Source organism: Paenibacillus sp. FSL H8-0034, assembly GCF_038000305.1.
Taxonomy (GTDB): domain Bacteria; phylum Bacillota; class Bacilli; order Paenibacillales; family NBRC-103111; genus Paenibacillus_S.
Genome location: NZ_JBBOBS010000002.1, coordinates 1 through 23,008 on the forward strand (window position 1 = coordinate 1; position 23,008 = coordinate 23,008).

Genomic DNA, 23,008 nt, shown 5'->3' on the forward strand with positions numbered 1-23,008 from the left:
GTCCAGCGTAGCCTAGTCAAGATATACAAGCATAATCGGCTATTTTCTATCCTTTTTCAACCATCGTGCAAGTTTTTAGGATATTCAATAATTGTACCATCTGCATTCATTAGTCCTGTTTTTTGAATAATGTGATTGGGCGGTGCCAAATCATTGAAGTGGGAAAAATAGTCTAGAGTTATAAACTTAACTGATTCTTCATACTCGATACACAAATCTACACAAAAAAACACCTTTTAATGGATGTCTCCTCTGACAAAACCTATAGTCGTACTATAGATAGTTTAACGGTCCTTACTGTTACACTCATATTAAAAAATTGGAGATGCTGATTGGACCCATCCGAAGCAAACTCCACTCAAACTTCACATCAATCGTACTTTTGACCACTTAGTACCTTCTTGCAGTCGTTGCATTCAACAGTGCAAGTCCTTTCATATTCCAACTTGTCATTGGGATCTATTTCTGCTGGGTATGAATCAATAACCTTCACGAGCAAGACACCGCCACAGGTACATAAAACATACAGAATCCCTCCCATTACTGCAAATTTGATCTAATCTGTCTCTCCAGTTCCATACATGTTGCAGTAGCATCCTTTCTCAATTCACATTCCCATACAACAACCACCTTCCAGCCCAAATTTCGAAGAGTCTGCTGGTTAAGTTGATCACGGGAGATATTGTTCCCTATCTTTTTCAACCAATAATCTGTATTGGACTTCGGAATACGGTGGTATTTACATCCCTCATGCGCATGCCAGAAACAACCTTGAACGAATATTGCAGTTTTATATTTCGGTAGGACAACATCGGGTTTGCCAGGCAATTTCTTATCGTGCAGTCTGTAGCGAAATCCCCTGCTATACAGATACTTCCTGACGGTCATCTCTGGCACTGTGTTCTTTGATCGGATTTTGGACATCATCTCTCGCCGCTGTTCTGTCGTTAACGAGTCCACCATAGGTAATGCCTCCCTGCTCATTAACTGCCAAATTGCATGCATCGAGCAACTGAGCAACTTTTGTTGCTATAGCTATAGCCAACATTGGGGGAACTGCATTTCCCACCTGCTGGTACTGGGAATCCTTTGTACCGATGAATTCGAAACTATCTGGAAAAGTCTGCAACCTAGCTGCTTCACGAATGCTTATGGCTCGATGTAAAACAGGATGTATCCACATTGATTTGCGAACGTTGGTTACCGTTCCGCTTGGCCTATTATACTCAAGACGCAGATAAATAGAATTCTGTGTCCTTTCTGGCTTTGTATACGTATCTTCGATTAGCGTTAGGTCTAAGTCATGGAAATTTTGACCCTGTTGTAACGCCTCAAATCGTTTCTTCGCCACTTCACGAGTATCTGTAGCAATATGATTAGTCAACCTTTTGGAATTTCGCAATTCCTCGGTTAATTCAGTTGTTGGATAATCATGAGGTAAAACAAGAGGGGGCTCGTCCATGCTAAAGCTTGGTTCAACCGATTCAAGATCCTTAATAGCGTCAAAGACAGTACGATAATCTTCCACATTAAACGCCGCAACAGGCAATTCAGACTTAACACCTAAGTCATGTCTAAGTCCCACAGCTATGTACCTTTCCCGCAACTGTGGAGCTCCAAACCAAGCGGCATTAAGAACACCGTCGCTTATATTATAGGACTCGCCAAGCCTCTTGCTAATATAATCAATCACCGAATATGACCATACATTAACGTAAACGCCTCTATGGTCTGATCTTAGTGATTCCAAATCGACAATTATGTTGTTTTCCAATAATTCCTTTGCATGGAGAAAGAGACGCTGAACATTAATGTATGCAGTCATCCAAGGCTCTGCTTCATCAAATGATATTTCCTCCCCAGCGAACTGGATAAATGCATTCAATGCAGCCTGTTCGAATGCGACATAGTGTCTGGGAATTTGGGGGCTCCTTGCAGACATTAGGGCAATTATCTTTATGCATTGCTTCCCTTTGTCCTTTAACGTCTTTCCCCTCTTCTCTTCATTGCTGGTGTTTTTCAGGAACAACCTTAATGCGTAAAAGGCTTTATCTGACAATATAATCTCTTCGACTACTGGACGATCGAAAACATAGTCGGTTATACCCGCAACGGGGCATTCTGTATTAAGAATGCAAATGGTCTCATCACGTTTTGTTATTCCCAAACGTTCAAATTCAAATCCATCATCATGCGAACAATAAAAACGATGAATGTCTGATTTGAGCATCCTGACATTCTCCATAACAAAAGCTTTTGGTCTAAGATTTAGTATAACCTCAACATACTTCTTAACTAGACTATTATTTTGGCTGAGAATATGATTCTTCTGCCGATTAGCATTTGAAAACCCCTGACAAGGCGGCCCACCGACAATCACATCAAAATCCCCATACTCACGCTGAAATAAACTATAGTCCGTGATATCCAATATGTCACTCAACATAGCAGTATGTTCATGGTTGCGCACATAAGTTGCTTGAGCGTTCTCATTCTTTTCAACTGCTACACCAATATTAAACCGACTTGTTTGTGCAAATCCCAAACTCATGCCGCCAGCACCCGCAAATACGTCTAGTACTCTATACAATGCTGCACACCTCTCTTCAATCCTCTTTCCAACCTTCGGACACAGCCCTATCCAACAAGGCAAGCAACTTTTGGCTATGTACTGAGTTTGGCAGCTTCGCGGGCATTTTGCAAGCTATTTTTAATGCATCCACCTCTGAACGAAATGGAATTTTCTTCTCTGCTATAAAAGCCAGCAATCTTTTCCAATAATCCGCACCATAGTTGACAACTTTGGTTTGAGCCTCAATGCCACTCACGATCTTTTGGTCCTTTCTTGCCCTTCGTGCTTCTGTCCTCACATTTTCTATATCTATTAATACTGAATCTATGTTCTCATCAAGCACTATATCCAACTCTTTTATTCTATTCCAACAAGCTTCACGCTTACACCATTGTGTTACGTTGGCAACTCCTCTGCTTGGGTCTGTAATTGAATCCAACACCGATTTGGCAAGCATACCTATCTGGTTGCTGATAACATCTGGAACCTCTTGTTTATTCCATATCATCTGTAGGTCCAACGTACTGCTAGGGTACTGCTTTTTAACTAAGTGTGCAAGCGATGCTATAGAATAAGTAACGATGTTGGCCCTATACCCCTGCTCATACCATGTTTGCTGTGTCACTAACTTTTCAACATGCTTGAACAAAATATAGAGAGCCATCGATTCTTGAAAATATCTTTCGTTGAAAGATTCTTCTGAAACGGACCATTGATCATCTACCCAATTTGCAAACTCACTGAAATTCGACTGTGCCCCTTTGCTAACTGTATGCGGTAAGCCACGCCACGAGTTTCTCGCTTTTGCGAAGTCAGTCTTGGTAATAAGCTGATGCTTAGGGTTCTGTGTAAGGAATCGATTTCGCTCAGCTTTAGTCATTCTCATTTGAGCTTGCAAATATTGACCTCGCGCACGTTCATAAAACCAATGTGTGTCATGTTGCGCACCACCAGTAGCTGGGGCAAATATTCTCCTTGATATCTGCTCCATGCGAATATGGAATGGGTGCGTTGAAAAGAAGTCAGCATCACTAACTTTGTTTTGGCTATTCGAAGATCTGGATATCTTCTGCATTAGATTATGTGTTTCGTCCAGGTCAGCATTGATAACAGTTAACTTTATCTGCAGACTAATGGCTTTAAGATCCGACTTGTCCTTATACCGTGCATTTGATAATGAAGCCGTAGTCTGTCCACCATTAATGATTTGAAAATCCTTTACCGAGGTTATGAACTTACCTTCTGGAGTCTCCTTAATAACTGCATTAGCAGCTGTAGCAGACACCCCATTATTAAATGCAAAAAACATGTGAGGTGAGGTAAGAATAGTTTCTCTGATCTTCTTATTCACTGCGACCTTGGTGCTAAGGAATGATCGTACATTCCCCTCCAGTAATTGAGCACCATAGCGATCATATACATCAGCCAGAACCACTCCAGGAATTACACCCAGATAACAACTGTAAGGGGTTTCGCCTTCGTTAGCAGTATTGGTATCTAAGCATGGTATCCCCCGATCAGAGTATTGAGTAAAGTCAATCTCAATGTTCTCACGACCTGAATCCGCAAGAAACATCTTGAAGAGACGCTCAACATCCCAAATCTGAAATTCAACTGAAATCCCCTCAAAGTCCTTAATTGAGAAACTTTCAATCCTACCGCTCATGGGCCTATTAGTAAAAAGAAGAATGCGATACTTGCGTATTTTTTCTCTTTGAGTCTTTAGCATATCGATGAGATCTGCAGCGGCACTGCTGATCTCAATTTTTATATGAAGGTTGTTATTGTATGTCTCATCTAGAAATCTGATAGGCCATTCAAATATTTGTTCCGCATCTGATTTTGTGATTTTCTTAGGATCATCATCGTTAGAGTAATCGGCCACTACTAAATTCATAGTAAAATCAAATTCATCCAATGCATAGCCATCAATCCGCAACCTACGATTGCGATATCCACTTCCAGTATAAAACGCGACTTCGAAATCGGGCAGAACTTCCGCATTGACTAAGTAATTAGCCACTATCCCCACGTAAGCTGCGCTTGAGCCTTCCCCATACGCCGCAGCTGTTGATCGAACATCCTCCAACAGTTCTTTTCGGAATTCTAGCAGTTCCATAAATATCCTCCGCTTTTAGCTTATCTTCCAGTCCTCTATGGCCTGAATACTAATTTGATAGCTAGCTGCAGCGATTTGAGAGGGAACGTTGCCTTTAACTAGCTTAGGGAAGCGCTCATCAATCCTGTACCGTCTTATTCCACTTAGTCGATACCATTGCTTAGCATAATCTGAAACATCAATGTACCCATACTGTAGCAACTTTTTATTGACCAGTTCAAGAGCTACTGCACTGTGTCTGACCGTCTCTCGCAAGCTGATCACTTTACTGAGCAACGTAAATGCATTGGCTTCATTAGGTGCGGTTTTGTCAATAAAGTATAGGACTAGCTCACCTGGTGGAAAAGCATCCAGTTGCTCTAAGGACGATATTGATACTGTCTTGGCTCCAATCCCTGGCGCTTTCACTTCATGCCACCCATGCTCATCGACAAAATCTTGATCAGCGCCTTCTGGACCTATCCAACTAGTGACAGCATTAAGAGGATCAATACCACTAGTGATCATCTGTTGGAGATAGGTAATTTCACCAACCAGTCCTTTTCTCTCTGCTTCAGATAGCAATCCGCTTTTTTGTAATTCCATTAGTTTGGTCCACTGAATATACCGATTTAAGACGAATTCCAATCCTTCTGCTATATCATTTTGTGTTCTTGAGAATTCGATTATATCACAGCAAAGTCTAATATATACATCTTCCTGTTCTGATCGAATCAGTCTAAATGTAATTGCCCATTTGCTGTCAACAGCACGCTGAGCACAGGAAACATGTATTGATTTTGATGAATGGAGATCAATCGGTTTATGTTCAGTTATCAAGAGCAAAGACTTCTGATTAATGCTCTCGTAACCAATACTCCATTCTAAAGGATGGTTTGCATCTATTCTAACGTAGCCACTTGAATGATGCGCGATTCCGTTCCATTTATCAAGCAAGATCTCACTAGACAACAACATCATCATCATCATCCTCATCATCAAGGTCTGTCCAATTACGCAATTCTACCAGGTTAACGACATAATTGGCAGTACGTACAATACCGTCCCCAGGCAAACCTATCCCTATCGCATACAAAGTATCTGGTATTTTATCGTTGCGTGGCTGATCTTCATCTTGTTCGCTTTTGATAACGTGCAGCATGAGAAGTGGTTTTCGACCCTTGATCAAATAGGCACTGTCTGGAACATTCTTCTTTCCAGTTGCTTGCTTAAAGGATTTTTCCGCCTTATCAATTTCTTCATCTGTAAGTCCTGCACGAGTACATCCACCCGAACCTACACGAACCTTCGTGCCCATAATTCTAATCATGCCTTTTACTTCATCAACCATTCGTTTTTCCCGTTGCATTTTTATGATTCCATTTGCACCCTCTAGTTCATGTTCTTCTTTAATAGAACCAAATGGCAGGAAGACATCCCATTCATTAATATCTGGACTATCATCAATAAATTCTGCAAGAGCGCGGCCTTGGAATGAGAGATGCCAAGGATGTGTATCGAAACTTCGCAACAAGTCGGCAATAATCTCTTTGCTAATTCCTGCCCACATCTTTCCGTTTTGTTTAACTTTCTTTTCTCTGCCAACGGTATCTAAGTTAGCGAGAAACGCCTTGAATATTCTCTCATTTGTCTTCAAAACCTCAGGATTGGATTTTAATCGAGGTGTTTCTAGGAGCTTGCCTGATACAGTTATCGGTCTGCTTACAAGTGTTCCCGTCCGCATTTTATTTCTAGCAGTAACAATTAGTGAGTTGGGGTCTTGACGCACCTTCAGTCCGAATTCTTTTGGAGTTTGTTGATCCCTGTTCATTCTGCTGATTTCGTCTTTTAGCTCATTTGCCGCCGCCGTAATATAGCCATACCAATCTATAGCGTCCCCTGTCATCCATACCTTGCAAATATCATCATACTTTGGACGATAACCGAACCAGCGTCCCATTTGCAGCAAGGTGTCATACATCTGGGATTTGCGGTAAAAGTAGCTGACACACAAGCCCTCTAATGTAAGGCCGCGAGACAAACTGATGCCTCCAACTGCTATTACTCGGAAGCCTTTCTCTCGATGGTTATAATAGTCCAGGCTTGCAGCTCCTGTTTTTTGGTTTACTGCTCGCACCTCTATTGGAGCAACTGCCTTGTACAAATAGCCTTTCTGCAGTTCAACCCAACTGATTCCAGATTTGTCCTCAAGACCATGTTTATCCCACACTTGTCTTAAGTACCTGATTGAGCGAATATTTAATGAATCCTTTTCATCCAAGGAAGCAAAATTTCTCAAATCTGACTGGACTTGATTTAACCATGTGTTTATGAGATCCTTTGCGGCTACTTGGACGTCTGTGAATCGGCTAACATTAATAAGCATTGAACGGTGCTCTGTAATATCGCCTCGCAAGTCTCTTATCCCATTTGCCAATAAGAAGTAGGCTAGAGCTTCATACATGCTTGGAGGCAACTCCTCTACTTCATGATCCTTTTTATGTGAAAAGGGGAAGTACTGTTCTATCTCCTCTGTGTCAATTTTCTCCAAACAATGTGAATATTGTGGTGATTCTCCGTAAATCGCATCCGCACCAATATAATTACTTGGCGGGGAGAGTACATAAATGAAGTCTTTAGGAAATAAATTCTCTGCCTTATCTCCAACAGCCTCGGGATTAATAAAGATATTCGCAAACGGCGTAGCAGTGATACCTAGATATGCAGCTTTATAAAACCGTCCTAGGATAGAACATATCGCTGCGTTAATTGCCGTTGGATCCTCCTCATCTTTTCTAGTATTAACAGAAGCATTGTCAGCTTCGTCATCAATCAGCAGCAAGGGCAAATCTATTTTACCATTGCTATCTTCGTTGTTCGCTGCTAACCAGCTCTCAAGGCTTCTGAGCACTGTCTTGTTTTTCTTCACTACAAACAACGCTGGCTCTTTAAGGTTTTTCAGTGTTAAGTCATTGCTGTTTAATATCGTGGAGTTGAAGTCGTACAATACTGTTGTGAACGCAGATATTCTCTTACTTGCATCTATCTTTCCGACCCCATCAAAAACATTTCTTACTACCTGCTTCCCTTTAATACCCAACAAATGTTTGCTTAATCTTCCTGCAAATTCTTTATCTAATCTTTCTTGCGTCTGCTTTCTTAGGCTTTCAAGAGTACCCGTCAACACAATAATGACTTTATATCCAACGTCTGCAGCCTTATTGCTTATAGCTGTATAATTTGCTGTTTTCCCTGACTGCACATCCCCAATTACAAGCCCTCTTCGGAACCATGGTTTTTCACTTTTGGGATCGCCTATTAAATCAACGATTTCTGAGGATACTTTATCTAAATTAGATGTTACCCGTACATTCCAACCCTTTAAGTCCTCCAAATATCGTCTATATCTGTTCCAATAGAAAAAGTCTATTTCTGCCCGCCGCGCTGGTAGCCAGGACTGATAGTCGTCACTCGGATCTGTGATATATACCCCAACATCCATTGTTATTGGCAACGTTGCCTTCAAGTTCCTGATGACTTGTTGGAATTCATCTTCAGACACTTGAATGGATGATCGCAGATTGTTTGCCTCTTCCATGAACTGTTCTTCAGTGGGCGGCTCGATTGGATATTTTGTATTCAAAGCGATCGAGATGAATCGTTCAAGCATTAGGGCATTTTGACTTAGCATTGTTCATTTTGCCTCCTTAAGAAATTCAGATAGCCACTCTGGATGTTGGTCAAACGGCTCCGTAACCGATAGGCGTTCGGCCATTTCTTTGCGTTCATGATCATTTCTGCATCCAGCAAACAATTGAGATAACAATGGCATCAAGTCTGTCTTTGAAGGTTCGTTTTCATTAAGAACTCGTTCATCACTAGTTAGATCCACATATAGTTGATTAAGCGGCAACCCACGTTCGATTTGTGTAAGCAACTGTTCTATCATCCTTTTGCTTGGACCACCAAGTTGTCTCAAAGCTTCTACTAGTGGATAGTCTTTATTAATCTCGTATACAATTCCCCCCTCACGGGTTTTAATTCGATTCCAAACATGAATTTTGGAGTCGTCGGTTTCCTTATTCCCCCTATAAGTCCAAGTGCGCCTACTGCTCCCTGCCAGTTTTTCAATAATAGGAGCTAAATTCTTACGGACAACCTCAGGAGGAACTGCAACTGATTTCTTAATATCCAAAGTCCACAAATGATCTAAAGAATTTGGAATATCTACCCTAACTCTTGCCAGTTTGGATAACTCTCCTTGTCTCATTAACCTAAACCAGGTTCCCCAAATAAGTAGCCTCTTGTTTCGGTAAACATAAAAACCCTGCTGTTTACGAAGACCCTCATCGCCACCTAGCACCTTTACTTCATCCTCAGACAGTATGGATATATGTGGCAAAATGAAAGGGCATACTAAAACCTTTTGGCCTTCAATATTAATACTTTCTTCATCCATAACTTGTGTGCTCTTCCCAGTTAAGAATGGATCAATTGAATCAATTGGAACCTTATTGATGCACATTCGAATCTTCTTCAATCCTGGCTCACCAAAAATATAGCGATGAAATACAAGGGATACGTGGTCCCTCACTCGATCCATATGTTTGCCCATATTATCAACGAAATTATTGTCTCCCACTCGTAATTTGTCGAGTTCCTGCCAAAGAACCATTGTTCCTGAAGGATTACTAAGCAGTTCATCTATTAAAGGGAGTACTCGAATTTCGTCTTCATCCAATATTTTAAGTGACCAATCATCGGCTTCGTACGCAATAAAGTCCAGGTCCCATTGAGCACCTACCACGATCCCACCCTTAAAACTAATCACAGTTAGCTTTCTACACTGTGACATGGATGCGGTTTTTAGACCTAATCCAAATCTCCCTAAATCTGTAGCGGCTCTATTCTCTAAGGGACTCTTGCTTCCGTACCTCATTGCATTTATTAGCTCTTCTCTTCCCATACCATTCCCGTTATCAATTAACGAAACGTATGGCTTCCCTATAGGGAAAAAATGTATATCTAATTGCGTTGAGTTGGCTGTAATACTGTTGTCAATAATATCTGCGATGGCTGTCTCCAAAGAATAGCCGATAGCACGGGTTGATTCCATCAGAACAGGTGCATATGGCGGCAAAGGGATTACTTCCAACTTTCATACACTCCTTCTATAGATACCCAATTATATAACATTTAAAATTTCGGCTCAGGAGCTAAGTTGTGATCAGCATAGTACTTGGCTTGAACACAAGGTCAACACGGCTATCATTAACGCCGACTCCAACTTCATTCACCTTGTAGGTCTGATCGCAGAAATACAAACCTAGTAAACGCTCAAATTCGACTCAACACAGTTCATCGAGCCTACTGGTTAATATAATTTCGTCTGCTCTAATTGCTTTGACGTATGTTTTTTGAAGTCTGCGTAGCTTTCTTCGTTGATATTCTCCACTGCCTCTTCTCAATTCGTCTTTTCCTCGTTCATATGCTTCAACGAGCTCCGCAATAATGACCGATCCGAACGAAATCCATTTGTAAGCATCAGCCAAAGGTATTACTTTTGACAAAGTAGATTGGGTCATCATAGGACACCTTCTATGGCTTTGGAACTATAATTATACAATATTCGCCTAATATTCGCCAATAATCCACCTTTCCCTTCCAAATATATGATCACTTTTACAAAACAAGAAAAAGCACCCTAGTGGATGCTATGGAAATGGCTTAACTATGAAACCTTAGTTTAATCCTCTAACTCTACTTTACGTCTTCTAATCCTGTATTTAGTAATAAATGCTCTGACAGATATACCATCTCTATATTTGCAGAAGAGGTTCCTGGCGAAGACCACCATTGTTTAGTCTCTTGAATTTCTCGACTTATCCTCTCCCTCTCAACAGGATCTCTAATATCTTGTAGATCATATCTTTGTTTATTCATAAATCCCTCCTTCGCTTCGCGATATCTTATATAATATTCCCTATGACATATCTCTGGATGTGTAAATTGTAACTCGTAAATGTCTTGATAAATTATCGAATCAAAACATCAAATCTCTGATGAGTTTGTAGTATTAACCACTCTTCTTGACCTTATGTAGCTTATTAATACTGATATTGTAAAAACCACACACAAGACTACATTAATGGACATGATAGCATACTCGCTACGGTATGCATCCTTTACTAGAACAAATGACTGAAGTGAGATTGCAGCAATAATAAGATATAGCCCAATTGCAGTTTTAGGGAATTTATATTGCAAAAATGCATTTAGCAAAAATGCAACTCCGATGAAAAGACCGCTATAGAACATGATATTCTCAATCGTAAACTTATTGGTATGTGGATCAGTAAAGAAGTTATGCTTGGCTAAAAAGTTGTATATTTGCTTTGCTTTATAAAAATTAGTAATTGCAAGAACGAGTGAAGCAATATAAACTAAACCTTTCATTGTTACCTCCATTAAATCTTATTTAACTTTCACTAGAAGTCATAGCTAATCCTGGTGGCCTTCCTTGTTATCTCAAACGATTCAGATCTAACCTAACTTCTTTCAGCTGCCTGTTTGTCCAGTCTATGAATACGATGTCACCTTCTCGGTCAAAGGTATAGGCTCCAACTTTGCCTACCTGATTAGGGATATTCGTACCTTTAACAGTCAAGATATCCTGCCATATGGTCTTAACGGTCTCACCTTCAAAGTTAAGTCTACGTATACCGTCATCGTTAAGGAAGCAGATCATACCCAGCGGCCCTATTACAGGACGAGACAGGTCAAAGACTGTCCTAGAGAATACACTGTTATAGAGTAATTTACCCTTCAGCTCACCTGGCTTAAAGTCAATCATGCCTGATCCGCCGTTGAAGTATCGGTATGATCCATCACCCCTTGGGACGACCATGTCGCTGTGAAAGAACTTGCCTGTATAAAGCTCGTCGTTGTCGGTAAGCAGGTTCATACTCCTCGTAGCGGATAACTTTTCAACCTTCCCATTCTTATCAATCTTGTAGGCTGCATCGTCGTACATCGTTGTGGACCAGATCGTATATATGTTGTCTAGATTATCGACATACAATCTACCTAATCGCTTTCCATAGCCAAGGTCGTAGACGATATTTCCATGATAGTTATATAGCGCTCCATCAAGACCTGTCTCTGTCTCATGGAAAGCAAATCCGTCATAGCCACTATTATAAGCCGACTTCATCCAGAAATGGTTGGTGAATGTCTGTGATTCCACATTGTACTTCCAGATGGTTGCGTAGCTCTGCCCTTCAAATGGCTTAGGAACCTTATCTTCTTTCGTGTCAGTGATTTTGGGGTAGTAAGCGTCAGACAGCAAGGCTCCTATGTATACGTTGCCGTTCTTATAGACCATATTTCCCACTCGAATGGTTTGAGCAAAGGTCTCGGGGTACTTAATTCCCTTAGCTATGAAGTCGTCCTTAAAGCTCTCTATGTTCGCCAGTGTACTCACCTGACCGTCAGAGACAACTCTAAGTCTTGTTCCATCCATGACATAGAAGTTTTCATCTCCATAGACAAGACCGATAGGCCATTCAAATTTGGCATAGTCAATGGGCCCGTCTTCGATAATAGCATTAAAGTCATTCTGCTTGGCTCCTGCTATTAAGTAAGCGTTCATCGTATCCCATTTCTCTTCTGGAACAACAGCAGCTGATACAGGGATACTTAACATCGTCGTGACAATCAGTACAAATATTCCCAATAGCGATTTCGGCTTCAAAATAATCCCTCCATTATATTCCAACGATTAATATATACTTGTAGTATATATTAATATAAATATTATATCTACAGTCTATTGGTGCTAACCTTCTTTGCACTTATGTTTACCAATAGAGGTGATAATAAATGAGTGATGTACTTACTCTTGTGGGCGAACGAATTCGAAACTTTCGGAAAGAAAGAGGCTTAAGTCAAGAGGAATTAGCACATTTAGCTTCTTTACATCCAACATACATAGGGCAAATCGAACGAGCAGAAAAGAATGTGACTTTAGATAGCTTAGTTAAACTTACGGGTGCCTTAAACATCACACTTGAAGATTTATTCCGACACTTACAACTTTCTTTCAATAATCAGGATACCCACCTTACAAAAATCGTTTTGCAGTTGCAAAAGCGCGGCGTAGACGACCATAAGTTTATCTTAAAGCAATTAGAGCAAATGCTGGATTGGAAAGATAAGAAGTAACCTGTAGGATCTGATTTGATGATGCCTGTTTCTATCCTCAAAGTAGATGACAGGCATCTTTGTGTTGATATATGGCAAATAACCAGTAGGATAAGCCATAGACAGCCTCTAGAGCTCACTAATTATTAGTTAATACAGATTTGGGATAGGTACTATTAAAAGGTCTTAAAAGCCCCCTTCCGTCCCCTAAAGGGGATACGTAGGGAGCACACCCCCTACAACCCCCTCACTCGCCGCGTGGCAGGTCTAGCAATGATTTGCTAGACATTTGCCAGAGTGTTTGGTGCGTAGAGTCGCTAGTCAAGGTTATATTGAACGCTTCGCGACCTTGACTAACTTACTTTACTGCTTGTTATTCCACTCAAAAAGCCAGCGGCCTCTCCTGAGTTGCTCGATCCATACACTTTCTATTCCTAAATAGCCTCACTAATGGATAGCTAAATTCAAATAACAAGACCTGTTTCTATCAAAGTCGATAGAGCAGGTCTTTTTCACATTTGAATTACCCATCTTCCTTCTACCGCTATACACCTTGTATCTGATTGAAAAGGGAATGCACTATGTAACCTTATTGATGATTTGACTAAACGCAGTATCTATTAAGAAAGGAGAGGTTATCCCAATGCTAGAAAAATTAACTGAGCAATATGAGCAGATTATAAGCCAAGAAGACAGTCTTTATCACAGCATCCATACTTGTACTCATATTGAAGGGATGATGCTGGATTAAATATTTGAAGGAGCTTACGAACTTCATTTAGCTACTTACTACTAAAGATCTACTAGTCTTTATAAGTGTCATGAAATCAAATATGCATCAGGAATTAATACAGATACAAGCAGACAAAAAATCTGTAGCAAGACAAATGAGTACTTGCCGCGCCAATCATGTCTAATAATATCGTGCAAAAGACGGCTATATACCAAGAAAAAGTATATATATTTTCCATGCCCTCCAGGTGTACCATGCAAAGCTTTTATGAGCTGTTTCGTGCCCCACCCCATGTTGAATCATAGACCTGTACGCCTCAATGAAGATTGTTACAGGTCTTTGTCTTTTAATCAGGGGTTATGGGTTATCTTCGTTGACAGAGACAACTACTGGTGGTGAGATGCATCAGCACAATTAGGAGGTGATAGATATGGAGCAAATCAATCAAGGACTACCAGAAGATTTGACTATTTTATTAAGAAGACTTGTGGTTAACGGCAGTATCAGAATCGAAGGAATAACCCTGTACGTGTATTTTCGCAGATGCTGGTCACTAGAGGATGAGTTAGCCGCTTATTACATGAGGCGATACTTTGAGAAGTACTACACTCATGACCTGAGTAAATATCGCATATGAACAAATCTAAGTAAGGAAGTTGACTATAGCCATGGATAGACTACAAGAACTAATAAAGCTAAAGAGAGAGCTTAATGCTCAGAAGCTTGCACTAGACGATGAAGCCTCTATGCAAACTACCGAAGGGTTTATGTATACCCGAATGCTTACAAGAATCGTGCTGGTTCAGCTTGAAATTGAAGCATTGCAAATAGAAAAAGCCGCCCACTAAGGAGCGACTAAGTAAAAACTCTACGTTAATTGTAACTCAATATTTATTGCCTTACAAGAGGAGTAGCCCATGCGCTGCTCCTTTGTCATTCTATCAAACTATTGGAGGCTATACTATGATAAATAATAACATTAAGAACCTGTTAGCAAGCACATTAAGGGAGAAGTCGGGCAGCTACATGATTGAACAAATCTTTACTCGCTTCCCTTCTCTATCTGAACTAATGGAGGCTTCGGAGGAGGAGTTGAAGATGATTCCAGGCATCGGTGCATCCAAAGCGACCGCCATCATATCTGCCCTACAACTGGCTAAGGCAATGCAATGTGAACAGATTATCCCTACCATCATAAAATCGCCTAGAGATGCCTATGAGTGCGTTAAAAGCGACCTCATGTACCAGCAGCGAGAGCATTTCATAGCTATATTTCTTAACACTAAGAATGCTGTCATAGCAAAGGAGATCATATCCATTGGTTCCCTGAATGCAGCAATTGTTCATCCAAGGGAACTATTCCGTGCGGCGATTAAACGCGCTGCAGCTTCAATTATTTGTGCACACCAGCACCCAAGCGGCGATCCTACTCCAAGCCAGGAAGATATCCAGCTCACAATACGCCTAATGGAGGCTGGTGAAATAATAGGCATTGAAGTACTAGATCATATTGTACTTGGCCATGACCAGTTTGTGTCTCTAAAAGAACTAGGAATGATATAACACTTAAGTAAGCACCCAACCATTTGTCCTATCTTGGAGTCCAATGAATACTAATTTAATGGGATTCAGTGACTCCAAGATTCACCACATTCAGAAATAGAAACAATATGCTAGTTATTTGGAGCCTTTGATAGCACGGATAAGGCGTTTAACTTCGTGGATAGAAGACCTGAACTATACCTGTAGCTGAGCGCTAATCCCTTATAATTCCATCTCGGTACATTTGGACGAGCCAACTCCCCTGCTTCTATAACACGCATTCCCGATAATCTATATTGCTTGATTTCAATCATTATTAATTCGTACAGCTTATCCAGCAACTCGCAATCATTCTGGCGATCCTCAAAATGCATGGAGTAAACTTCAGAATGATGAAGATAAATTCCGACTTCAATTGAACATGGCTCAGAAAAATCAATATTATCAATATCACCATTTGAAGCCAAGAAACAGGTACTCCAGTAGAAACAAGTATGCTTCTTGCAAGGCAGTATGTTCGCGCTGTTCATTCCATGCTTTATAGAGTTGACGGCTGATTTTCGGGTAAATAGATGGATTGGAATACGATCGATTAGAATCTTATATACCATGTTGTCCTGATATAGACCGATATTAATAATCTGATCAGCTTCATAAGATTGTTGGTTTATAGCCATATATTCACCACTCGTTTCGTTAAATAGGAGGAGAATTCACTCTCCTTCTCCCCTCCAGGCATACTGTATTGTTCCCTCAGTTTTAAGGCTTGAACATCTCATAAACATAGGCGTACCAAGGGTTTGAGGCATGTTTTGATGCTAATCATATTATGTAGTATATTTACCATATCAAGCATCAAAACATGTCTATAGTCACATAGTTAGTATGTTGTAAAGACTGCTGATCTCGTTCAATCTTTAGGCTTCTCACGTTGGTATTAGCTATATGCAGTTCTGCCTTATATGCATCCCAATAGTTCATAGCAAGATTGTCGATATCAGCATTCACAACTTGATTATAGATCATGATCTCCACCTTGATAGCGTCTAGTGGTTGTATAGGCTGTAGAGAACAACTACTTATAGCCGCAGCAACACTTTGTGCAATAGAGCTATGAGCCTGCTCTAGGCTAGCTAAATCAGCCTCGCAGTATAGAGGATACCTCTTCCCCCGTGCTGTACCCTGTACGGCTATAAGAGGTAACGATCCACAGTTGATTTCAATGTGATAGTCCTTTCTAGAGGCTACGCAAAGCTCGTAATGGACACTCTGTACTTGCATGTCATTAATATAGCAAACACCCTGTAGAGCATCCATAACAAGCTTTATGATCAACAATGGATCATCAGGTGCGCTATCGTGATACACCCTGATAGAGATGCTCAATGGATAAGTTATAGCACTCAGATTGTTACTATCCATCATCTGAGTGGCAGCCCTCCTGATTTGATTTGCATAATGCACCTCTTCAGGATTCCTCATTGCTTTAATAGTTTGTTTAGTACTTCCTCGCTGTAATGGGCTCAATAATTGCAATTGGACAGATCTAGTTGTCAATGTATTTGCTGATTGCATCCACATCAAACCCCCGTTGCACCATACTATCTAGCCAGCCACTAATATCATCTGAATACTGATACGTGGGTCTATATATCTTCAATGCCTTAGAGTTAGCTTGTAGTGAATACCCACTTTTAGTAAACCAATAATCTTCACACTGGAATCGGTACTCTACCCCAAGGTTTAACAAATAAACACTCATAATAGCATCAACTTCTCTCACTAAACCCACATTTATTAATCTATCAAATGATGATCTAAACTCAGCCTCACTAAGACCAATATCATGATAGAGCATTGGACAAATCTGAACTGTGTACGCGCTGTCCTTAGTCAGTTTTGCTGGATTAACTCCCCCAAATTCAACTAAATTATTATACTCATACAGCTTGAGTAAAACTTTAATTGCCCTTAATGACAAGTTCATTTTCTTATGCAACCATTTATCTTCAATTAACATACCAGGTATCATTACAAACGATGTTGCACTTACATTATTACTTGTACTTCTTACCTGTTGATTTAATTGATAAACACCCGTGCTCATGTCGTAATAAGGAACTGATAGAATATCACGACAGTATCCACCATGGTTGGTCTGTTTACACGGTGCAGGTTTTGTAAACCCTTTTTGATCCAATTCATTAACTGCATTCACATATTCCTTACGCTTTAAACCTATGTATTTGGCGGCATCTTTGGGACCTACCCAAACATGGTTCTTCTTCAAGGACGACCTATAAAGTATAAGTAAATATAGCCTGGCAGCATTGTCGCTAAGCCCCGCGAGTGTATTCCTCTGAGGTAACGAAGCATATAACAAAGCAGAATCAATCGCAAAGAACTGCTTTGAGCTAATCGCAAATTGTGTTACTTGGCTGTACGTCCAATAAGAACCCTTTCCTCCCTTTGTTATTTTTACTCTCTTAATACTAGCTACATGGTTCACTATATATGCCCCCTCGTTTAACGGGAGACACACTGTATAAATATTATTCACTTGTATGTCCTCCTAACCTTTTAGGTTAGGAACTATATTAATATAGCCCCCCTCATTGGGCTTCTTTGATTAACTAGGTAATGACTACTAAACAAACCAATCACTGGTCAAGGGGGTTAGAGACCATGTGTTGATATTGTACTGTAGGAGAACTTCCAACTTTATGTTAATGTCTTATATTCTAAGATAGCACATAAATGAATTGATATCAACTCATGAATTGATTTTATACAAATAAATCAGTATAATATACTTTATAGACATAATAAGGAGATGACGAATGTGAACCAGCAATCTATAACTCTCAGTGAGTCTGATTTTTATACACTTAAATCTTTAGATATAGGGCAAAGAGTCAGATACATTAGAGAAGTGCTTAAAGGCAACCTTGGAGGAAGTTATAGTAGTAGAAGTGTCGCAACTAGGATTGGAGTAATTTCAACAGCTGCACTCGCTTCAATTGAACGGGGAGATACTAAAGATCCAGCAGCAAAAGTAATCTACGCAATATCAAAAGATTTCAATCTCGATATAGCCGTTTTCTTTGATGATTATTACACAAGTGAGCCAAAAGAAATCAGTATAAAGGTTGCTGACACTAAAGTACGACTAAATCAAACAGATGATAACGAACCCTCTGTGACGAAGTTTGGTATTTGCCTTTATGAAGAAAACTCAAGAGGTGACAGAAGAATGTTTTACTCGATCCTGATTGATAGAAACTTTGACTATCTCAATAAAATGAGGTTTATCTCTGAAACACTTAATATAATTGATGCATATACTTTTGAACTAGATGAATCCCTTGAGAAAGCACACCCTCTTCTTCAATCTAAGGAATATATAAACAAGGTAGATAAGTACCCTTTAGCTTTTCCATGGATGCCAAAGTACATTTGGGAGGAGAAGTGGGATCAAATGTTTAATATTGCACAGAAGCATACAAAAGAACATTACATGAATCAATGAAGTCAAGCATACTAAGAGCACAATCATAAGAACAGTTAGCAACCAACCATTTAAAGCAAGATCTTATAGTATATGATCACGTATGTTATGAAGTTAATGACTCCTTCAGAATGAGCAGGGCAATAAGGTATTCACAAGGCAACCACATAACCCACTCCAAACTCCTGCATTCACCATTATGTATATTTATGCATTATTATTGTGCTTTCAATGTATAAACGGCAGGAGCTCCAATGAACTTAGCCAAGTTGAAATGAACATCAATTATTTTAACTCTTTATTATATTTGTACCTGCTGTATAGTTATATTCTTGCCTGATTCCACTCGGAGTCGGGCTTTTTTGCGTTTACAGCGAACAATCCAGCGGTGAGATGCGCTGATATGAAAGGAGTTGGCCCCATTTGAGCTAATGATCAGCAGCACAACAACATCAATCGAGAGGAGTAAAGGAACATGAATGTGGTTACTTATCTTCGGGTATCATCAGAACAGCAAGCCCATCGGGAGCTATCCATCCCTGCACAAAGAGAAGCACTTATCAAGCATGCTATGGACAAAGGCTGGACTATCGTTGAGGAATACTTGGATGAAGCCAAATCAGCTAAAAATGCAGACAGGCCAGACTTCCAACGTATGGTCGCCGCGGCGCAACAGCCAAACAAGAACTTCAAAGCCATACTGGTACACAAGTTCGACCGCTTCAGCCGCAGTAGAGAAGATCATATCGTCTTCAAAGCCTTACTTAAGAAGCAGGGCGTTTCTGTGTTATCCGTATCTGAGCCGACTGAGCCTGATACACCACACGGCCTCCTACTAGAAGGAATGCTAGAGGTCATATCCGAGTTCTATAACATGAATCTCAAACATGAAACGATGAAGGGAATGAAGGAGAACGCTATTCAAGGATGGCATTGCGGTGGAAGACCTCCCTATGGTTACAGGCTTCATAAAGTAGGCAGCAGGGTATCCTATGTACTTGGTCCAGACGAGGAGGTGCAGACAGTTAAGCTTATATTCCAGGCTGCCGCTGAAGGCGCTGGTGGTAAAAAGATACCACGTATGTTGAATGAACTAGAGGCGTCAAGAGGAAGTGGTCGGAGGTGGAGTCCATCTACGGTCTTGTCCCTGCTCAGTAACCATGCTTACTTAGGATACCGTACATGGAATAGGAAGTCAGAGGTGAATGGTTGCAAGAATGACCCTAAAGAGTGGATTGTCACCAAAGACTGCCATCCAGCAATTATTGATGAAAACTTATGGAATCAAGCACAAATTCACCTTAATAACAGAAGACAGCAAGTATGATTTACATTTGCGTATAGAAACTCCATTGTTTAGTTCCCCCTGCCGTTCTAATATATAGTCAACAGGGGGGAATTACAATGAACCGAAAGGAACTCTTAGCAAGAGCTGCCGAAGAAAACATTCCGCTTACAGAGAGTAAATTACGCAGATATATAAACCTTGGATTGATTGTTTCAGAGGTAAGAGGTAGAGGACGAGCTAGAGGAACTTCTGCTTTCTATTCTGAGCATACGGTAGATACGCTAAAGGAAATCCAACGTTTGTCATCTATCAAGCAGGAAGCACTAATCTTCACCTTATACTGGAAGGGTTATCTTGTGTCGTGGGATAAACTTAAAGAGGCACTTCGAAGCTTTGTTGCAACAATAGAGTCAAAGTTTATAGACACTCTACAGGCAGTTTCTGACCCTCATAATGCTGAGAATGCAATAGAAAAAATAGCTGAGGACTCCCTCCCATCCAAAAGACCTGGTAGACCATCAAAGGAAGAAGAAGAAGAAATGAGGGGGATATACCTTCAAAGAATTAAGCTTGCGAAGGGCATGTTAGCCTTCGTTGCAGATCTCGGCAAACATAGGATGATGACAGTAGATAACATGGTTAGTTTCTTAGGTATCAATGACATTGCAGTAACCACTGATCCACATACTCTGTTTGGCGAACTTGTAAATTGGACGAGTCTGGATCGAATTTTCTCAGCAATCCATCAAGCAGAGGAACAGGATTTTGTTGATATTACCGAAATTATCGAAACTCTGAGATGGTATTGGAATGAAGTAGAGAGTGCACTGACTGGTCCCACAGCTAATCCGAACTTCTTTCATCTTCTTGAACTAGTAGACAAGCACTATCCTGGCGGATTCGTCGCCGAAAACACAGCCTTGATTCAATACATACTGCTTGTTCTTTTAGTGTTGCAACAGCAATTCCCTATCAAGGAATTCCTTCAATCCGAACATTCTAAAATCATTTTCAGCTCGATTTGCCAACAACTTGGCACAGTTAAATCAGATCCTATTGAGGGGAGGTGATACCAATGAGCAAAATTGGAATAGCAATAGGTGGAGGGGAAGCATTCAGCTTGCCAAGTGTTTTCGTAGGACTTATCATCGTCCTCGCAATAATTGGCCTTAAGACAGTCTACAGAAACGTTAAATAAGTATTATTCTGGATTCCAAAAAATATTGAATTAGCATGACGCAGGTATGCCCATTGTGGTGTACCTGCTTTTTTTATGCCCAAAAACAACTATATAAAAGGAGCTGTATCCAAAATGAAAGTAGTCCTTTACGCAAGAGTATCATCCGAAAGGCAAGCTGAGAAAGAGCTATCCATTCCCGCACAATTGAAAGCCATGCAACAATATTGCCAAGAAAAGGGCTGGATCATCACCAACGAATACTTGGAGAAAGGGAAGTCCGCCAAGACTGATGATCGTCCAGAGTTCCAGAAGATGATCTCCATAGCTAAGCGTTCCAATCGTCCATTCGATGCCATCCTGATTCACAAGTTTGACCGCTTCTCACGTAACAGGGAGGATCATATCATCTACAAGGCACTGCTCAAGAAATGCGGTGTACAGGTCATATCTGTAACTGAACAGACGGAAGGCGAGTCGCCGCAGGACAAACTTCTTGAAGGCATGCTGGAGGTCATGTCTGAGTTCTTCAACGCTAACTTAGCTACAGAAGTACGCAAAGGGATGAGGCAGAATGCTAAGGAAGGATACAGCAACGGCGGTACTCCACCATATGGCTTCCGAACCGAGCATATCGCTCTAGGTAACCAGAAGACCAAGTCAGTATGGGTGCCTGGGCCAAGGGAAGAAATCGACATCATTCGTTGGATATTCAACCAGTATGCTCATGAGAATATGGGTTATCACAAAATCGCATCCGAGCTTAATCGCCAGCAAATTCCGTCCCAGAAAGGCGGGAAATGGTCAGCTACAACCATTAGAGCTATGATCTTCAATGAAGCGTATGTTGGAAGAAGGTGCTGGAATAAGCAGGACTATCAAGTGAAAGGGAAGAAATGGCGGGACCGTTCGGAATGGATCATTACGGAGAACGCTCATCCAGCCATTATTACCTTGGAACTGTTCGACCAGTGCCAGGAAGCGGCCAAGCTTAGAAACAACGGTGGCGGTGAAACACATAAGCCGTTTGATCGAAAGCCATCCTCCCCCTTCTGGCTGCGCGGTACGATGACTTGCGACAAGTGCGGATCTAGGATGATTGGTAACTCTACATCAACTCGGATGAAAGGCGGGAGAAAGCAATATTACGTTTGCGGAGGTTATCTGCGAAAGGGTAAAGAGTTCTGCCCCTACATTGGATGGAACAAAGAAAAGGTCGAGGAGCTTGTAGCTACGCGGCTTCGCATAGCATTAATGCGGCTCATGATGAACGATAATTTAGATGACGAGCTCAAGCAATTCTTCAACGAGAGCAATCAGCATAAGATTGCACAGAAGAGAACGCTTGATAACGAGCTCGTTTTCCTGCTTAAACGAATTCAATTGATCGAGGAAGATATCCAATATGGCAAAGCTAAGCCATATCATCAAGATATGTTGGCTGAGATGCAAGATGATTTAGGAGAGAAAAGGCAGGAGTTAAAGAGTTTGTCAGACAACTTCGAGGACTTTCATGTGCCTGAAGAGTATGTAGCTAGGACGAAGTTCGATATTCAAACATTTCTTGGGCTGTTGGATCAGGAGGTTACTAACCCTCTGTTACTGCATAGCATGGTAAGTATGTTCATATCTAGGCTGAGCATACACAGAGATACAAGCCAACTTTATATAACGATCCAGTTGACTATCCAAGGCAAGATTATGTATGAAAAGACGATAGTTGCAGAATGGAAATAATCATCTATACATGGAGATTGGTAGAAAAGGCTCGGTAAAAATGTTCTGATACCGTTAGTAGCCTCCTGAAAACTCAGTCATAGCAAGGCTTTAGCAACCACCATGAATGAATAACCAGCAAAAAGGACGCCCGCGAGGACGTCCTTTCTGA

Annotated in this window: 21 protein-coding genes; 9 read left to right on the top strand and 12 right to left on the bottom strand. The window is 40.8% G+C overall.

Annotated features, from left to right (window positions below; all coding sequences use genetic code 11):
* Positions 1-540 precede the first annotated feature (540 nt).
* From NST47_RS36995 to NST47_RS37035, 9 genes are all read right to left on the bottom strand, one after another.
* Positions 541-963, bottom strand: coding sequence for a very short patch repair endonuclease (locus NST47_RS36995; RefSeq protein WP_341159832.1), 423 nt, complete (start codon positions 961-963; stop codon positions 541-543).
* Positions 863-2,590: a DNA cytosine methyltransferase gene (locus tag NST47_RS37000; protein WP_341159833.1), complete on the bottom strand. Its 1,728-nt coding sequence runs from the start codon at positions 2,588-2,590 to the stop codon at positions 863-865. The genes NST47_RS36995 and NST47_RS37000 overlap by 101 nt, the downstream gene beginning before the upstream one ends.
* 16 nt (positions 2,591-2,606) lie before the next feature.
* Positions 2,607-4,691 carry an AIPR family protein gene (locus NST47_RS37005; protein WP_341159834.1) on the bottom strand — a complete coding sequence of 695 codons (2,085 nt, stop codon included), beginning with the start codon at positions 4,689-4,691 and terminating at the stop codon, positions 2,607-2,609.
* A 15-nt stretch (positions 4,692-4,706) separates the two neighbouring features.
* Positions 4,707-5,627: a PD-(D/E)XK motif protein gene (locus NST47_RS37010; protein WP_341159835.1), complete on the bottom strand. Its 921-nt coding sequence runs from the start codon at positions 5,625-5,627 to the stop codon at positions 4,707-4,709.
* Positions 5,628-5,634: 7 nt separating this feature from the next.
* Positions 5,635-8,361, bottom strand: a complete 2,727-nt coding sequence (locus NST47_RS37015; RefSeq protein ID WP_341159836.1) for a Z1 domain-containing protein — start codon at positions 8,359-8,361, stop codon at positions 5,635-5,637.
* Between the two features lie 3 nt (positions 8,362-8,364).
* Positions 8,365-9,825, bottom strand: coding sequence for an ATP-binding protein (locus tag NST47_RS37020; protein ID WP_341159837.1), 1,461 nt, complete (start codon positions 9,823-9,825; stop codon positions 8,365-8,367).
* A 605-nt stretch (positions 9,826-10,430) separates the two neighbouring features.
* Entirely contained in the window at positions 10,431-10,613 is a 183-nt protein-coding gene (locus NST47_RS37025) for a hypothetical protein (protein ID WP_341159838.1), read from the bottom strand.
* A 108-nt stretch (positions 10,614-10,721) separates the two neighbouring features.
* Positions 10,722-11,126 carry a hypothetical protein gene (locus NST47_RS37030; protein ID WP_341159839.1) on the bottom strand — a complete coding sequence of 135 codons (405 nt, stop codon included), beginning with the start codon at positions 11,124-11,126 and terminating at the stop codon, positions 10,722-10,724.
* Positions 11,127-11,193: 67 nt separating this feature from the next.
* Complete coding sequence (locus NST47_RS37035; RefSeq protein WP_341159840.1) at positions 11,194-12,423, bottom strand: hypothetical protein; 1,230 nt, start codon at positions 12,421-12,423, stop codon at positions 11,194-11,196.
* 128 nt (positions 12,424-12,551) lie between these two features.
* Between NST47_RS37035 and NST47_RS37040 the strand changes: the two genes are divergently transcribed.
* From NST47_RS37040 to radC, 4 genes are all read left to right on the top strand, one after another.
* Positions 12,552-12,893, top strand: coding sequence for a helix-turn-helix domain-containing protein (locus NST47_RS37040; protein WP_341159841.1), 342 nt, complete (start codon positions 12,552-12,554; stop codon positions 12,891-12,893).
* Positions 12,894-14,035: 1,142 nt separating this feature from the next.
* Complete coding sequence (locus NST47_RS37045) at positions 14,036-14,242, top strand: hypothetical protein (protein ID WP_341159842.1); 207 nt, start codon at positions 14,036-14,038, stop codon at positions 14,240-14,242.
* 31 nt (positions 14,243-14,273) lie between these two features.
* Positions 14,274-14,453: a hypothetical protein gene (locus tag NST47_RS37050; protein ID WP_341159843.1), complete on the top strand. Its 180-nt coding sequence runs from the start codon at positions 14,274-14,276 to the stop codon at positions 14,451-14,453.
* Positions 14,454-14,568: 115 nt separating this feature from the next.
* Positions 14,569-15,168, top strand: a complete 600-nt coding sequence (gene radC / locus NST47_RS37055; RefSeq protein WP_341159844.1) for a RadC family protein — start codon at positions 14,569-14,571, stop codon at positions 15,166-15,168.
* A 110-nt stretch (positions 15,169-15,278) separates the two neighbouring features.
* Here radC and NST47_RS37060 read toward each other — a convergent pair whose 3' ends face one another.
* From NST47_RS37060 to NST47_RS37070, 3 genes are all read right to left on the bottom strand, one after another.
* Positions 15,279-15,824 carry a hypothetical protein gene (locus NST47_RS37060; protein WP_341159845.1) on the bottom strand — a complete coding sequence of 182 codons (546 nt, stop codon included), beginning with the start codon at positions 15,822-15,824 and terminating at the stop codon, positions 15,279-15,281.
* Positions 15,825-16,002: 178 nt separating this feature from the next.
* A complete protein-coding gene (locus NST47_RS37065; RefSeq protein WP_341159846.1) occupies positions 16,003-16,722 on the bottom strand; it encodes a hypothetical protein in 720 nt (239 codons plus the stop codon).
* Complete coding sequence (locus NST47_RS37070; RefSeq protein WP_341159847.1) at positions 16,694-17,656, bottom strand: hypothetical protein; 963 nt, start codon at positions 17,654-17,656, stop codon at positions 16,694-16,696. Before NST47_RS37070 ends, NST47_RS37065 begins: the two co-directional genes overlap by 29 nt.
* 333 nt (positions 17,657-17,989) lie before the next feature.
* Between NST47_RS37070 and NST47_RS37075 the strand changes: the two genes are divergently transcribed.
* The 5 genes from NST47_RS37075 (at position 17,990) to NST47_RS37095 (ending at position 22,857) form a co-directional block, all read left to right on the top strand.
* Complete coding sequence (locus NST47_RS37075; protein ID WP_341159848.1) at positions 17,990-18,676, top strand: helix-turn-helix domain-containing protein; 687 nt, start codon at positions 17,990-17,992, stop codon at positions 18,674-18,676.
* A gap of 454 nt (positions 18,677-19,130) precedes the next feature.
* A complete protein-coding gene (locus NST47_RS37080; RefSeq protein ID WP_341159849.1) occupies positions 19,131-19,982 on the top strand; it encodes a recombinase family protein in 852 nt (283 codons plus the stop codon).
* Between the two features lie 77 nt (positions 19,983-20,059).
* Entirely contained in the window at positions 20,060-21,013 is a 954-nt protein-coding gene (locus NST47_RS37085; RefSeq protein WP_341159850.1) for a hypothetical protein, read from the top strand.
* 5 nt (positions 21,014-21,018) lie between these two features.
* On the top strand, positions 21,019-21,141 hold the full coding sequence (locus NST47_RS37090) for a hypothetical protein (RefSeq protein WP_341159851.1): 123 nt from the start codon (positions 21,019-21,021) through the stop codon (positions 21,139-21,141).
* Between the two features lie 114 nt (positions 21,142-21,255).
* Positions 21,256-22,857 carry a recombinase family protein gene (locus NST47_RS37095; protein WP_341159852.1) on the top strand — a complete coding sequence of 534 codons (1,602 nt, stop codon included), beginning with the start codon at positions 21,256-21,258 and terminating at the stop codon, positions 22,855-22,857.
* Positions 22,858-23,008 lie beyond the last annotated feature (151 nt).